11 protein-coding genes are annotated in these 14,041 nt (G+C 63.9%); 6 read left to right on the top strand and 5 right to left on the bottom strand.

The features are described 5' to 3' along the window. Positions 1–2: 2 nt before the first annotated feature. On the top strand, positions 3–821 hold the full coding sequence (locus PVZ80_RS05150; protein WP_273863492.1) for an alpha/beta fold hydrolase: 819 nt from the start codon (positions 3–5) through the stop codon (positions 819–821). Positions 822–1,447: 626 nt separating this feature from the next. Then, positions 1,448–1,819, top strand: coding sequence for a DUF6124 family protein (locus tag PVZ80_RS05145; protein ID WP_273863491.1), 372 nt, complete (start codon positions 1,448–1,450; stop codon positions 1,817–1,819). Between the two features lie 138 nt (positions 1,820–1,957). On the opposite strand, the gene PVZ80_RS05140 is transcribed toward PVZ80_RS05145, so the two are convergent. From PVZ80_RS05140 to dsbD, 4 genes are all read right to left on the bottom strand, one after another. After that, complete coding sequence (locus PVZ80_RS05140; protein ID WP_273863490.1) at positions 1,958–5,260, bottom strand: DEAD/DEAH box helicase; 3,303 nt, start codon at positions 5,258–5,260, stop codon at positions 1,958–1,960. Between the two features lie 148 nt (positions 5,261–5,408). After that, on the bottom strand, positions 5,409–6,176 hold the full coding sequence (dsbG, locus tag PVZ80_RS05135) for a thiol:disulfide interchange protein DsbG (RefSeq protein ID WP_016704291.1): 768 nt from the start codon (positions 6,174–6,176) through the stop codon (positions 5,409–5,411). Next, entirely contained in the window at positions 6,152–7,024 is an 873-nt protein-coding gene (locus PVZ80_RS05130; RefSeq protein ID WP_009050067.1) for a TlpA family protein disulfide reductase, read from the bottom strand. The genes dsbG and PVZ80_RS05130 overlap by 25 nt, the downstream gene beginning before the upstream one ends. After that, positions 7,024–8,766, bottom strand: coding sequence for a protein-disulfide reductase DsbD (gene dsbD / locus PVZ80_RS05125; protein ID WP_038634062.1), 1,743 nt, complete (start codon positions 8,764–8,766; stop codon positions 7,024–7,026). The genes PVZ80_RS05130 and dsbD overlap by 1 nt, the downstream gene beginning before the upstream one ends. Before the next feature lie 154 nt (positions 8,767–8,920). On the opposite strand from dsbD, the gene PVZ80_RS05120 reads away from it, so the two are divergent. The 4 genes from PVZ80_RS05120 to PVZ80_RS05105 all read left to right on the top strand — a co-directional run bounded on the left by PVZ80_RS05120 (position 8,921) and on the right by PVZ80_RS05105 (position 12,908). Continuing rightward, positions 8,921–9,598: a response regulator gene (locus tag PVZ80_RS05120; protein WP_009050065.1), complete on the top strand. Its 678-nt coding sequence runs from the start codon at positions 8,921–8,923 to the stop codon at positions 9,596–9,598. Between the two features lie 3 nt (positions 9,599–9,601). Then, on the top strand, positions 9,602–10,924 hold the full coding sequence (locus PVZ80_RS05115) for an ATP-binding protein (RefSeq protein ID WP_038577300.1): 1,323 nt from the start codon (positions 9,602–9,604) through the stop codon (positions 10,922–10,924). A gap of 265 nt (positions 10,925–11,189) precedes the next feature. Then, positions 11,190–12,602 carry an aspartate aminotransferase family protein gene (locus tag PVZ80_RS05110; RefSeq protein WP_009050063.1) on the top strand — a complete coding sequence of 471 codons (1,413 nt, stop codon included), beginning with the start codon at positions 11,190–11,192 and terminating at the stop codon, positions 12,600–12,602. Between the two features lie 81 nt (positions 12,603–12,683). Then, complete coding sequence (locus PVZ80_RS05105) at positions 12,684–12,908, top strand: MbtH family protein (RefSeq protein ID WP_007923760.1); 225 nt, start codon at positions 12,684–12,686, stop codon at positions 12,906–12,908. 241 nt (positions 12,909–13,149) lie between these two features. On the opposite strand, the gene PVZ80_RS05100 is transcribed toward PVZ80_RS05105, so the two are convergent. Then, entirely contained in the window at positions 13,150–13,971 is an 822-nt protein-coding gene (locus PVZ80_RS05100; protein WP_273863489.1) for a class I SAM-dependent methyltransferase, read from the bottom strand. Between the last annotated feature and the right edge of the window lie 70 nt (positions 13,972–14,041).

Here is a 14,041-nt window from a genome sequence, read left to right as displayed (position 1 = left end):
TGATGCCCTTCGCGACTATTGATGGACAAGCCCTTCACTACCTGGACCAGGGCAGCGGCCCCGCGGTGCTGCTGGCCGGCAGTTACCTGTGGGACCTGAACATGTGGGCGCCGCAGATCGAGGCGCTGTCCCGGCAGTACCGGGTGATCGCCCCGGACCTGTGGGGCCACGGCCAATCCGGCGCGCTGCCGCAAGGTACTGCTTCGCTGGATGACATCGCCCGGCAGGTGCTGGCGCTGCTGGATCATCTTCAGATCGAACGCATCACCCTGGTCGGCCTGTCCGTGGGCGGCATGTGGGGCGCGCGCCTGGCCCTGGCGGCGCCGCAACGGATCAATGGCCTGGTGCTGATGGACACCTATCTCGGGGCCGAGCCGGAGCCGACCCGCCAGTACTACTTCTCGCTGTTCAAGCAGATCGAAGAGAGCGGGACGATCGCCCCGCAACTGCTGGACATCGTGGTGCCGATTTTCTTCCGTCCGGGCATCGACCCGCAGTCGGCGCTGTACCAGGACTTCCGCGCCGTGCTCGCGGCACTGCCCAGCGAACGCCTGCGTGAAAGCGTGGTGCCCATGGGTCGTATCACCTTCAGCCGCGCAGACCTGCTGTCGCGCCTCAACCAACTGGACCCCAAGAGCACCTTGCTGCTGTGCGGCGACCAGGACAAACCGCGCCCACCGTCGGAAACCCGGGAGATGGCCGAGCTGATTGGCTGCCCTTATCAGCTGGTGCCCGAGGCGGGGCATATCTCTAATCTGGAGAACCCGGAATTTGTCACCGAGGTGTTGTTGGCGTTTTTGGCGCAGCGGTATTCCTGCTGATGCCTCGGCGGCGTCTGGGCTGACGTCATCGCGAGCAAGCTCGCTCCTACAGTGATCGCATTCCTCTGATCGATCATGCTCTTCTGTAGGAGCGAGCTTGCTCGCGATCCGATCCTCCAGAATGCCGACGATCTGCGTTATCCCACGGACCCTGTAGCCGCTGCCGCAGGCTGCGATCGGGCTGGGCGGCATTCCGACGAAGCGGCCGCAAACCAGGCGACGGTATTTTTCCTGACACACCGCATGGGCAGGTTTGGCGCCTGCTGCGCGGTCGATCGCAGCCTCGCAGGCTCGGCAGCGGCTACAGGGGCTGATTCGCTTTCTTTTGTAAGGTATTTCCTAGAAACTTCTGCGCGCTTGAGTGCGCCTGTATGCGGGGCTAGGCTGCCTGGGTCATCGCCAAATCGATGACTCGGATGTGCAAGTCCGGGCTCTACCAGGTGCAGAAGCGCTCAGTCGTGAGTGAGCGTTTTCATGTCCGCTGCTTTATGGCGGCCATGCGCGGGAGATCCTCGGATCTGCTGAGTGGCCTGGTAGCTCGGTCTTGCACACCCGCGTATGGCTGCCACCCTTAATTCGTGTGCAAGCGAACGGTGTCAGCTCCTTTATTTACCAGGAGCCTAACCATGAAAAAACTTGTTCCCGATCCACCTGTTGATTCCAGCACCTACCGCTACCCCGAACTGAAACTCGCCAACCAGGCCTTGCGCCAGTCCTTGGCCGAGCAGCCTGTCGAAACGGTGCCATTCGCGTCCTTGGCCACCACTGCGGCGGTACGCGTCACCCCGGATTCCTTGTTCCATGTACGCGAAGGCATCAGCGCCGAAGAAGCCCTGGTGCATGTGTCGTTGCTGCTCAAATGCGCTGAAGAAGTCAGCGATGAAATCACCGAACGCGGCAGTGGCCTGGAGCGTGGGTTGATCTGGTCGATGGTCCATTCCGTGGAAATGGCCAGGGCGGTGGTGGATGCGTTGCTGGATGGGCGCGGCGCCCGTTGAGTCGTTTTTGAAGCGTTCATCCTGAGCGGGCTCGCCCCCACAGGGGCCTGATCGTTGTTTCACAATCAGGTATCCGTGGGGGCGAGCGCGTTCACCAAATATCTTCAGGTCAGCGTCAGGCGCTGACGGTGTTCAACGTTAGGCCTGCTCTTCCAGAGCATTCAGTTTTGCCAGAAAGGCAGCAGGCCCCATTCTTTGCAGCGGGAATTTGCCGCGACTCACCGTATCGAAATAGCGCAGCGACCCCCAGAGGTCAAAATCCCCGACCAGATAGACCCGACGTTTGGCCCGGGTGAGGGCAACGTTCAACAGGTTGGGTTTGGAGGCGGCCCACTGCGCCGCTCCCGCATGCTCGGGGTCTGCCCCCAGCAGCATGAACACGGTGTCTTGTTCCTTGCCCTGGAAGGTATGCACGGTGCCGATGGAGGCTTTCAACCACTGTTTCAACTCGCCCGCGGGTAATTTCGGGCGATGGTTGGGCCTGGCCCAGGCCGCCGCGCGTATGGCTTTCTGCAGGGCCAGGCGCACGGCCTTGAACGGCGAGATCACGTACAGCTGCGGCAGTTCTCCATCGCGCAGGTACAGCTGCCCGAGAAGATCGACCATGAACTCGATCTGCCTGGGGACGACCTGTTTGTGTTCGACATTGCCAGGGATATCGACCCAGCAACTGGAGCTGTACACCGGGGCGTCCTGTTCGGCGTGGGCGTTGGGCAGGCCAAAGACCATCTTGTTACCGTAGGCGATCTGGTTCGACAGGCTGAACATGGGTTCGATGCAGCGTCTGTGGACCCTCAGCGGGCTGCCGATCCACAGCTCTTCATCGGTGTCGTTCTTGAACACGCTGCCATAGCGATTGTTCTGGTCCGCCAGGCTCTGGACCGACACGCGATTGGGGGCGAAGGCATCGTTTGCCGTGTGCGCCGATAGCTGGCCCAGTGTCTTGACCAGGCGTTGCGGCAGGGTGAAGACCGGCTCGATTTGCAGGGGGTCGCCCACCACCATGGCGCGCTGCGCCCGCCACAAGGCACCGACGGCGGCCTGGGGCACGGCTTGCCCTGCCTCGTCGATGTACAGCCAGCCCAGAGAGCCGGCACCCAGCCCACGGAACTGGTTGCCAAAGGAGGCAAAGGTGCTCGAGACCACCGGGATCACCATGAACAGGCTTTGCCAGAGCACCTGGGTCAGTCGCTCATCCTCGGGTGTCTTGTTGCTCAGCAACAGGCTGATGGCTGCAAGGTTGGCGCTGAAGCCCTTGCCGTTCGAGCCTGAGGGCGCGACCTCGGCAAGCCAGGCCTCATGCAGGGTCAACGCCGCGGCGAACACGGTCGAGCGCAATCGATTGAGCGCGGCATCATGCCAAAGCCCATTGATCTGGAAGTCGCTGTTCTCCAGTTCACTCAGCTGGCCTGGCAGGTTCGGACGGCCCAGGCGGCTGGCGAAATCGTCCAGGCATTGGCACTTGCTTTGCCATTGCGCTTTACGGGCATCGAGTTCGCTTTTACAGAACAGCAATGCGGTTTGCGCGCTTTCAAGTTCCGGTCTCAGGCTATTGTTCAGAAGGTTTTTCGCGCGGTTGATCTCTTCATGCGCCAGACGCTGGAGCCGGGCATTTTCCAGTTGTTCATTACGGTGGGTTTTAGCTGCTTGAGTATTGAACAAGCGCTTCCACCAGACCGGACGACTGCGATCTATCAGGCGCTCCAGTTCCTGCAGGCTGCTCAGGTGTTGCGCCGTTGCTTGAAGTTGCTGTTGCTGGCGGTCGAGGGCTTGCTGGGCGGACGCCCTGGTCTGTTCGGCCTGATTGAATGACTGCTGTTGAGGGTGCAGGAAGGCCGGCTCATCGGTAGCCGCCATTTCTTCCAGCAGGCTGGCGTAGCGGGCTCGCTCCTCCAGCGCCTTGCTGACCTCCTCGTCGGCTTTTTTGAAGGCTGCGCAGGCCTCCTTGAAGGTGGGGCCCTTATAGTCATCCACCCATTGCCGAATCGTCAGGGGCGGATTGGGCTCGGTGGTGTCTACCGGGTTGAAAAACAAACGTTCCTGCAGGGCTTTTCGGTTGCTGCTGTTACCGAGTGCGGCGCAGATCAACCCCCAGGGTTTGTCCTCATCGGACAGGGGGCTGATGCTGCCATCGCTTTTCTGGGCAGCAATCTTATGGGCGACCGGTTGCAGGTACTGCACGTTGTTCCAGCATTTTCCCAGGGATTTGCGTTTGGGCAGGTCTCGGGAAATGTTTTCCACGGCGGCGTTGTTGGAGGAGGCCACCACCATTTCATAGCCGGTCAGCTCAGGCTTGAGCGCGCGGATGGTGTAGGTATTCGGCATGCCCTTGAAGGTGACCTGCGGTTTTTTCCCGCCAACAAAAGCGTCTGCCGCCTCGCTGTATCCCGCCAATACCCGCGCTCGACGAACAATGTTCTCGGCGAACATGTCGCGCAATAAGGTCGTTTTGCCCGTCCCGGGTGGTCCGTTAACGGAGAACACCCCGCTGTTTTCCAAGGTGCCGAGCGCGGTATTGATCGCGAACTGTTGCATCAGGCTCATGGCATGGCCGGGCTCATCCGGCCAATGCCCGGGGTTTATGCATTGCGGTTGCAGGGCCTGGTAAATGGCCGTGCGGCCATGATCGGTATACAGGTCGATTCTTTTGCTCGGGTCGGCTTCGCCCAGGTACTGAAGCAAAGGCAGCGGCTGCTCTGCGCGCTGCAAGCTGGCGATCGCACGCTCGATGTCTTTTATGAAAAAGCTGTTGAGAATGTCGATCTCGGTATCGGGTTCTTCTTCATCCTCGACTTCCGGTGCCTGTGCCGCAGAGGGCTGGGTGAGTGGTTTCTCGACCTTGGGCTGGGTCAGCACTTGAAGCAATGCGACCGCGGTACCGCTGTTCTGCTCAGGCGTGAAACTGGCCCAGTTGCACAGCAGTTGATGTAAATGCAGGACTTCCTCAGCCATCAAGCTCGGGTCATCGTTTTGCTGGCGCTGTCCATGGAAGTTGTGCAGCAGTTTGATCAACTGCTCCTTGGCGTCTTCGAAGGCTTGATGGCCAAGAGCGCCAAGCCCTTTGCTCACCGTTTGCCCCAGGGCCCAGGGAGCCGTCGACAGTGACACGGCATCCAGTTGCGGGACGGCTTGAGCGTTGAGCTTGATCTTGGCAAAGCACGTCAGCCCTTCAAGCTCCACCCGTTCCTGCTCTTCATAGAAGGTGTTCTCGTCTACCGATAAAGCGGCCAGGTGCGGTTCGCAAAGAGTTGCAATGACGGAGGCATCAAAGACTCCGATGTAGAGGTTGAAGCCTTTGACTTGAAGGTCGTCGGGGATGGAAAAGTTGCGCCAGCGGCTGTCCTTGCTCTGCTGGAGATCTTCCTGGGAGAGCCATCGGGTCTCCCATTCCTTGAAGTCCTCGACATATTTCTCGAGGGCATAAGGTAGAAAGAACTCCACCTTGTGCCAGTAATCGAGAATGTCTAAAAGCCTAGCTTGTCCTTGAGCTATCAAAACGTCACTTCCCTGTCTGCGTGAATAAAGGCAGTAGTGTAACGCTGTCGGTAAGGCTAAAGGCCATTACGGGTCAGGTCTTGGCGCATCTCATTCATTTAGGTCCGAGAATCTTCACCAGCTTGCCCGGTGCCGGCGCGCCTTGTTGCTGTTGCAGTTCGCCCTGGTCGTCCATGTAGAAGATCGCCGGGGTGGCGGACAGCTCCAGTTCGTCCATCAGCGCCATGTTGGCGTCGAGCTTGGCCTGGACTTCGGCGGGGATCTTGTCCAGGGGTTTGAGGCTGCTGCCCTTGCCGGCTTTTTCGTGGTCCTGCAGGGCTTTTTGCGGGTCTTTGGCGGCCAGCAGGGCGGCGGATTTGCCCGGGCTGTCTTCGCGGATGATGCCGACCATGATGTGCCGCAACTGGACCTTGCCGGCGTTCACCCAGGGCCGCGCCTGTTCCCAGAACATGTTGCAGTAGGGGCAGTTGGGGTCGCTGAACAGGTAGACCACGCGCGGTGCGTCGGCCTTGCCGTCGGCGATCCAGTTGCTCTTTTCCATCTTGGCCCAGACTTCCTTGGCCATCGGTGCATACACCAGTTTCTGCAGCGGCTCGGCGCTCAGGTCCTTGCCGTCGGCGTCGTACAGGTTGCCCAGCAGCACATGCTTGCCGTCCGGGGTCAGGTACAGGGCCATGCCACGGTTCTGGTACTGCGCGGCATAACCCTTGAGGCCGTCCGGGGCGTCGAAGCGGCCGACGATCTTGGCGCCTTTGGCTTCGATGTTTTTGATCGCCTGGGGCAGTTCTTCGGCGTGCAGCAACGGTGCCTGGAGCAGCGCCGCGCCCAGGGACAGGCTCAGCAGGTGGCGGATGAAGGGCATGGCAGTTTCCTTGAAGGGGCGGCTTGCGTGGCCGTGGTCGAATGCGGTCGGTCGAAATGTTCCAGGGCGCGGGCCAGGCTGGCCTCGGACAGCTCGCCCAGGTGGCTGCCGAGCATGCGCCCGTCAGCGCTGTAGAACAGCGTAGTCGGTAGCGCCATGGAGCCCACGGCCTGGCCCAGGCGGCCGCTGCCGTCGAACAGCACGTTGTTCAGGTTGAGGTCCTGGGTGGCCAGGAAGGTGCTGACGCTCTGCATGCTTTCGGCCTGGTTGACGAACAGGAAGGTCAGGTCCGGGCGCTGTTGCTGGGCTCTTTCCAGCACCGGCATTTCCCGGCGGCAGGGCGGGCACCAGGTGGCCCAGAGATTGATCACCAGGGGCTTGCCCTGGTAGCTGGTCAGTTGCACGGTGCCGCCGTCGGCGTTGCGCAGGGCGATCTCCGGCAGCCGTGTGCCTTGTTCGAAAATGCTCAGGGACAGGGTGGCGAGCAGCCAGAAGGCCAGGCCGCTACCGACCCCGGCGCCCAGCGGCTTGCGCAGGGCCGGGCGGCGCCAGCCCCAGGCGAGGGCGGCCAGCAGCAGGACGATCGCCCCCGGCCAAGGGAGAAAACCACCGTCGCGCAGGTCGATGATCTGCCACAGGTCGTGGCGGTAATGCTTCCAGTAGGCGACCACGAAGCCGATGCGCGCCGCCAGCATGCCCAGCAGGAACAGGCCGAACAGCACCGATTCCGGGTTCTCGCCACCGCGCTTGGCGACTCGCCAGCCAACCAAGGTGGCCAGCGCCAGGGCACTGATCAGCAGCAGGTGGTTGAGCGCGATGGCAAAGGTGCCGATGGTAAAGGTCAGCATCAACGGGCTTCTCGGGTAGCGGTCCAGCGTTGCAGGAAGCCAGCGGCGTCTACCTCGCCGGTAATCCGCTGGCTGCGTCGTTCTTCGCCGTCCGGGCCGATCCACAGCAGGCTCGGCGGCCCCGGCACTTTATACCGGTTGAGCAGTTCGCGGCTGGCGGCGTTGTCGGCCGTCACGTCCAGGCGCAGCAGGCGCACGTCTTTCAGGGCGTCGAGGACCTGGGGTTGGCCGAACACCTGTTTCTCCATGATCTTGCAGGACACGCACCAGTCAGCGTAGTAGTCCAGCAGCACCCACTGGCCCTGGGCCCTGGCGGCGTCGAGAGCGCCTTGCAGGTCGGCCGGCGCCTTGACGGTGGTGAAGGCGTCGTGGGCGCTGACCGCCGCCACGGCATTGCCGCCGCTGTAGACCTTCAGCGGTCGCCACAGGTCGTCGCTGCCACCGGCGGCGCCCACCAGCAGCAGGCTGCCCCACAGGCCGAACACCACCGAGCCGGCGCCGAACAGGTGCCCGGCGCGCCCGGCGGCACGCATCTGATACCAGGCGGTGTAGGCCAGGACCAGCGCCAGCGCGCCCCACAAGCCGATCCACAGCGACTCGTCGAGCACCGGGCGCAGCAGCACGATGGCGGTGCCGAGGAACAGGAAGCCGAACACACCCTTGAGCAGGTTCATCCACGGACCGGGCTTGGGCAGGAAGCGGTTGCCCAGGGTCACCAGCAGCAACAGCGGCAGGCCGATGCCCAGGCCCATGACGAACAGGATCAGCCCGCCATGCAGGGCGTTGCCGCTCTGGGCGATGTACAGCAGGGCGCCGGCCAGCGGCGCGGTCATGCACGGGCCCACCAGCAGGCCGGACAGGGCACCGAGCACCCCGGCGCCGACCAGGCTGCCACCGCGGCGCGAACGGCTGGCGTTTTCCAGGCGGTCGCGCAGGGCCGCCGGCAGTTGCAGCTCGAAGAAGCCGAACATCGGCAGCGCAAGGATCACGAACACCGCGGCAAAGCTGCCCAGCAGCCAGGGCTGTTGCAGCAGGGCTTGCAGATTGGCGCCGAGCAGCGCGGCCAGCACGCCCATGGCGGCGTAGACCAACGCCATGCACACCACATAGCTGCCGGCCAGGGCGAAGCCGCGACGCGGGCTGGCGCCGCTGCCCACCACCAGGCCGGCGAGGATCGGCAGCATCGGCAGCGAGCAGGGGGCGAAGGCCAGCAGCAGGCCGAGGCCGAAGAACACCAGCAGGCTCCAGCCCAGGGCCCGCTGTTGCAGGCCGCTGGCCAGGGCCTGGTCGCTGGCCTCAGGGGTATTGGTGGCATTGCCGGCGGTGGTCGGGCTGCCGCCCAGGTCCACTTCCAGGGATTGCGGCGGGTAGCACAGGCCGGCGTCTGCGCAGCCTTGCCAGCCGAGCTTGACCTTGCCGGTGGCGCCGGCGGGGATTTTCAGTTCCAGGCCTTGGCGATACACCTGCTGCGCGCCGAAGAATTCGTCGCTGTGGGCCTCGCCTTCGGGCAGCGCCGGTTTGTGCGCGTCCGCCAGGCCGTCGAATCTCAGCCGCTGCTGATACAGGTAATAACCGTCGGCGATCTGCCAGAACAGCTGGGTTTCCCCCGAGGCCAGGCGCTCGGAAGTGAAGACGAAGGCTTTGCCGACCGGGAGAAAGTCGGGTTTGACCTCGAACGGGTTGTTACCCGCCTGGGCCAGGCCCGACAGCAGCATGAACAACAGGATGAACAGACGACGCATGGAAAAGCCTTAAACCGGTGCAAGTGACGGGCACAATGGCCGATGGCGATTAACCGATGATTAACCCTGCACGCCTTGTGACACTGGCGGTGCGGGCATAATGTCGGCTTAATCGGCGATAGTTTTAATGCACCCCTTTTCTACAGGTTTCACCATGCACGTACTGGTCTGTGAAGATGATGAACTGATTGCCAGCGGGATCGTGGCCGGCCTCACGGCCCAGGGCCTGACGGTCGAGCACGTGGCCACCGCCTCGGCGGCGCGGGCCATGCTCGGCGTGGCGGAGTTCGACGTGATGGTGCTCGACCTCGGCCTGCCCGACGAAGACGGCCTGAAGCTGCTCAAGCAGCTGCGCCACAACGGCCTGGAAATCCCCGTGCTGATCCTCACCGCGCGGGACTCGGTCAGCGACCGGGTCGACGGCCTGCAGGCCGGCGCCGACGATTACCTGCTCAAGCCTTTCGACCTGCGGGAACTGGCGGCGCGCCTGCACACCCTGTTGCGCCGGGTGGCGGGGCGCAGCGTCAACCTGATTGAACACGGCCGCCTGACCTACGACCCGAGCACCCGCGAAACCCTGCTCGGCGGCCAGCCGGTGGACCTGTCGCGGCGCGAGCAGTCGCTGCTCCAGGCACTGCTGCACAACCGCGGCCGGGTGCTGTCCAGCGAACAGCTCAAGGACAGCGTCTACGGCTTCAACGACGAACTGGAAAGCAATGCCCTCAACGTGCACATCCACCACCTGCGACGCAAACTCGGCAATGGCATCGTCGAGACCGTGCGCGGCCTGGGCTATCGCCTGGGGCCGGCGGATGGTGGGGAGGAGTCGTAAGTGATGAGCCTGCGTTTGCGCCTGAGCCTGACCATCGGCGCGGCCTTCGTGCTGATCTGGGCACTGGCCGCGGCCTGGATGTTCAGCGATTTGCGCAACCAGATGATGTTTTCCCTCGACCAGCGCCTGGTGGCTTCGGCGCGCATGGTCGCCGGCCTGCTGGAACAATTGCCGCCGTTGTCGAGCAAGGGCGAGGGCACTCATTTCAGTGCCGAACAGCTGAACATTCCCGGGGGCATGGCCTGCCAGGTCAGCTCCCTGCGCGGCGAGATTCTTGCCCGCAGCCATAACCACCCCGACGAGAAACTCGAAGCCGAACGCATGGGCTTTCACGACCAGATGATCGATGGCGTGCGCTGGCGCAGTTTCACCCTGGCCCGGGGCGACCTGCGCATCACCACTGCCGATCGGCAGGTCGAGCGCGAGGCGTTGAACATGTCGGTGCTGCTGGCTGCCTCGGTGCCAGTCGGCGTGGCGTTGCTGGGCTGCCTGTGGTTGCTGTGGCTGGGGATCGGCCAGGGCCTGGCGCCGCTGAACCGCATGCGCGATGCCTTGATGCGCCGTAGCGCCGACTCCCTGGAGCCGTTGCAGATCCAGCCGCTGCCCAGCGAGTTGCGGCCGTTGCTGGAAACCCAGAACCAGCTATTCCAGCGCATCGGCAAGACCATCGAGCGCGAGCGCCGCCTGACCGGCGACGCTGCCCATGAGTTGCGCAGCCCGCTGACGGCGATCAAGACCCACCTGCAAGTGGCGCGCATGACCGACGGCGCGGCCCGCGATCAATCCCTGGCGCGCGCCGAAGAAGGCGCCGACCGTCTGCACCGGACCCTGGAGCAACTGCTGTTGCTGGCACGGGTCGAAGGCAGCCTGTCGTTCGAGGATGGCGTGCAGTGCAATGCCGAACAGGTGGCGAAAACCGCGATCCAGGACGCCGCCAGCGGCGCCCGGCAACGGGTCCGGCTGCACATTGACGAGCGGGTGTCGGCGGCGCCGCTGGAAATGCCCTCGGTGCTGGCCATCGCCGCGCTGCGTAACCTGCTGGACAACGCCCTGCGTCATACCCCGAGCGATGCGCCGGTGGAGCTGAACCTGGAAACCCTCGGCAACCGCGTGCGCTTCCAGGTGCGCGACCATGGCAGCGGCATCCCCGAGGATGACTTGCAGCACCTGACCCAACGCTTCTGGCGCAACGGCCAGAGCACCGGCTGCGGCCTGGGCCTGGCCATCGTCCAGGCGATCGTCCAGCGCTGCGGCTGCGTGCTGCATTTCGACAGCCGGCCGGATGGCTTGCGGGTCGAGCTGACCATGCCGCTGCAATCGGCCTGACGGCCTTATCGCGGGCAAGCCTCGCTCCTACGAGGTCACGCCGATCTGTAGGAGCGAGCGGGCGGCGATCCGACTTGCCCGCGATGACATTCTGATGTCCACCACCACCTTCGTGGTTGATACGCAATAAACCCTCTCCCGGGTGTAAATCCTCTCGTCGCTGATGCGTTTCCAGAACAGGAAAACCTGCGAGTGCGCGCTGAACCGGCTGCGTACCTGTGTGGTGTGCGGTTTCGCTCAACTCATCAGCGTGAGGATTCGAGAGATGTCAGTTGCTACCAGCCTTGTCGACGATCAGCCCGCGCGGACCAGTGCCGCGCCGGCCGAAACGCTTTACCAGTTCACCGAATCGCCGTTGCTGGCCCGGCAGAACCAGCAGGAATCCAATGCCCGCAGCTACCCACGGCGCATTCCCCTGGCGCTCAAGCGCGCGCGCGGGATTCATGTCGAGGACGTCGAAGGCCGGCGCTTCATCGACTGCCTGGCCGGTGCCGGCACCCTGGCCCTGGGCCACAACCACCCGGTGGTGATCGAGGCGATCCAGCAGGTGCTGGCTGATGAGCTGCCGCTGCTGACCCTGGACCTGACCACCCCGGTCAAGGACCAGTTCGTCCAGGACCTGTTCGGCCTGCTGCCGCCGGCCCTGGCCGCCGAGGCGAAAATCCAGTTCTGCGGCCCCACCGGCACCGACGCGGTGGAGGCGGCGTTGAAGCTGACCCGTACCGCCACCGGCCGCAGCACCGTGCTGTCGTTCCAGGGCGCCTACCACGGCATGAGCCAGGGCGCCTTGAGCCTGATGGGCAGCCTGGGGCCGAAGCGGCCGTTGGGTGCGCTGCTGACCAATGGCGTGCAGATCCTGCCGTTCCCTTACGACTACCGCTGCCCGTTCGGCCTGGGCGGCGAAGCAGGGGTGAAGGCCAACCTGAGCTACCTGGAAAACCTGCTGAGCGACCCGGAAGCCGGCGTGCAACTGCCGGCGGCGATCATCGTCGAGGCGGTGCAGGGCGAGGGCGGGGTGATTCCCGCCGACCTCGACTGGCTGCGCGGTGTGCGTCGCATCACTGAAAAGGCCGGTGTGGCCTTGATCGTCGACGAGATCCAGAGCGGTTTCGGCCGTACCGGCAAGATGTTCGCCTTCGAGCACGCCGGGATCATCCCGGATGTGGTGGTGATGTCCAAGGCCATCGGCGGCAGCCTGCCGATGGCGGTGGTGGTCTACCGCGACTGGCTCGACACCTGGCTGCCGGGCGCCCATGCCGGCACTTTCCGTGGCAATCAGATGGCCATGGCCACCGGTTCCGCGGTGATGCGCTACCTCAAGGAACACAAGGTGGCCGAGCATGCCGCCGCCATGGGCGAGCGCTTGCGCGAGCACCTGCGGATCCTGCAGCGCGACTTCCCGCAGATGGGCGACATTCGCGGGCGCGGCCTGATGCTGGGGATCGAGCTGGTGGACCCGGCCGGCGAGAAAGACGCCCTGGGCCATCCGCCGCAGTTCAGCCACCTGGCGCCGCTGGTGCAGCGTGAATGCCTCAAGCGCGGGTTGATCCTGGAAATGGGCGGGCGCCATGGCAGCGTGGTGCGTTTCCTGCCGCCACTGGTGATCACCGCAGCGGAAATCGACCAGGTGGCGGATATTTTCAGCCGGGCCTTGGCGGCGGCGGTCGCCAGCCTCTAATTTTCCACGAACCTCGAACGTTCCTTATTCACAACCGTTGCGCGCTCGGCGCAGCGAGCCTTACAGCGATGGAGACACGTAATGACTTCAGTATTTGACCGCGAGGACATCCTCTTTCAGGTAGTGGTCAACCATGAGGAGCAGTATTCGATCTGGCCGGACTACAAGGCCGTGCCACAAGGCTGGCGCACCGTGGGCAAGAGCGGCTTCAAGAAGGAGTGCCTGGCCTACATCGAAGAGGTATGGACCGACATGCGCCCGCTGAGCCTGCGGCAGAAAATGGACGCCCAGGCGGCGGCCAACTGACTGCCCACGCCCTGTAGCCGCTGCCGAGCCTGCGAGGCTGCGATCGACTGCGCAGCAGGCGCAAAACCTGAGAATGCGTTGGGTCAGGATAATCGCGTTGGCCCCATTGCGGCCGCTTCGTCGGAATGCCGCCCAGCCCGATCGCAGCCTCGCCAGGGCTCGGCAGCGGCTACAGGGAGTGTGGGGATGTGGAAAGCCCGCTGGAGATACAGTCCTGCGGGCTTTTTTGTGGGCCTGAGGTTTAGCGTTTGACGGCCTGCAAGGTGTAGCTCAGTGGCAGGCGCAAGGGCGCTTCCTTGAGGTGCCATTCGCCGTGTTCGTCACAACGCATCTGCCCGGGCAGGGCTTCCCAGGGGATGCTCTGGTGTTCCACCAGGCCGCTGATGTCCAGGCCGTGCTTGAGCAACGCGCTGACGATTTCCCCCAGGCCGTGGTTCCACGCATGGGTCACCGTGGCCTTGAGCGGCCGGTCGGTGCTGACGTAGGTGCTGTCGTCGTCCCACACCAGCGGTTCGCTGTGCTCGAAGTAGGGCAACTCCACCAGCAGCGTATCCTCGCGCCTTTCGTCCAGGGCCCAGAGCATCGGGTGGCCTTCGCGGATAAATAGCCGGCCGCCGGGCTTGAGCAGTTCGCTGACATTACGCGCCCAGGTATCGACGCTGGGCAGCCAGCACAGGGCGCCGATACCGGTGTAGACCAGGTCGAACACGGCCTTGGGCAGCACCTCGGAGGCTTTGTAGACGTCGGACTCGACGAACTCGATAGTGGTACCCGTGCGCGCCATCAGGTTGCGGGCTTCGGCCAGGGACGCGGGGGAGAAATCCAGCCCGGTCATCCGCGCGCCGAGGCGCGCCAGCGACAGGGTGTCGGTGCCGATATGGCATTGCAGATGCACGCCGCGCAGGCCGCTGATGTCGCCCAGCAGCGGCAGGTCGAAACGCACCACCTCGGACAGGTGCTGCGGGTCGTCGACAAACATCTGTACCTGGTAGTCCGGTGAGGCCGCGTGCAGCGGTGCGCGCTCGTCCCAGTTGGCCTGGTTGAGCTTGAGGTAATCACTCATGGCGGGGCTTCCTGTCCGTTCAAGGGAGCAGCAGGCTAGCACCGGCGAGGCGGGCGTTTCTTGGGGGAAT

The sequence above is a fragment of the Pseudomonas sp. B3G-3 genome (assembly GCF_028640915.1).
In the GTDB taxonomy this organism is placed as follows: Bacteria; Pseudomonadota; Gammaproteobacteria; order Pseudomonadales; family Pseudomonadaceae; genus Aquipseudomonas; species Aquipseudomonas chlororaphis_I.
This window is presented reverse-complemented; position numbering and strand designations above follow the sequence as displayed.

Coding starts and splice junctions, on each gene's coding strand:
- dsbG (WP_016704291.1), bottom strand. CDS start 6,176: ATGCCCTTCATCCGCCACCTGCTGAGCCTGTCCCTGGGCGCGGCGCTG.
- PVZ80_RS05115 (WP_038577300.1), top strand. CDS start 9,602: ATGAGCCTGCGTTTGCGCCTGAGCCTGACCATCGGCGCGGCCTTCGTG.
- dsbD (WP_038634062.1), bottom strand. CDS start 8,766: ATGCGTCGTCTGTTCATCCTGTTGTTCATGCTGCTGTCGGGCCTGGCC.
- PVZ80_RS05130 (WP_009050067.1), bottom strand. CDS start 7,024: ATGCTGACCTTTACCATCGGCACCTTTGCCATCGCGCTCAACCACCTG.
- PVZ80_RS05145 (WP_273863491.1), top strand. CDS start 1,448: ATGAAAAAACTTGTTCCCGATCCACCTGTTGATTCCAGCACCTACCGC.
- PVZ80_RS05105 (WP_007923760.1), top strand. CDS start 12,684: ATGACTTCAGTATTTGACCGCGAGGACATCCTCTTTCAGGTAGTGGTC.
- PVZ80_RS05110 (WP_009050063.1), top strand. CDS start 11,190: ATGTCAGTTGCTACCAGCCTTGTCGACGATCAGCCCGCGCGGACCAGT.
- PVZ80_RS05120 (WP_009050065.1), top strand. CDS start 8,921: ATGCACGTACTGGTCTGTGAAGATGATGAACTGATTGCCAGCGGGATC.
- PVZ80_RS05100 (WP_273863489.1), bottom strand. CDS start 13,971: ATGAGTGATTACCTCAAGCTCAACCAGGCCAACTGGGACGAGCGCGCA.
- PVZ80_RS05150 (WP_273863492.1), top strand. CDS start 3: ATGCCCTTCGCGACTATTGATGGACAAGCCCTTCACTACCTGGACCAG.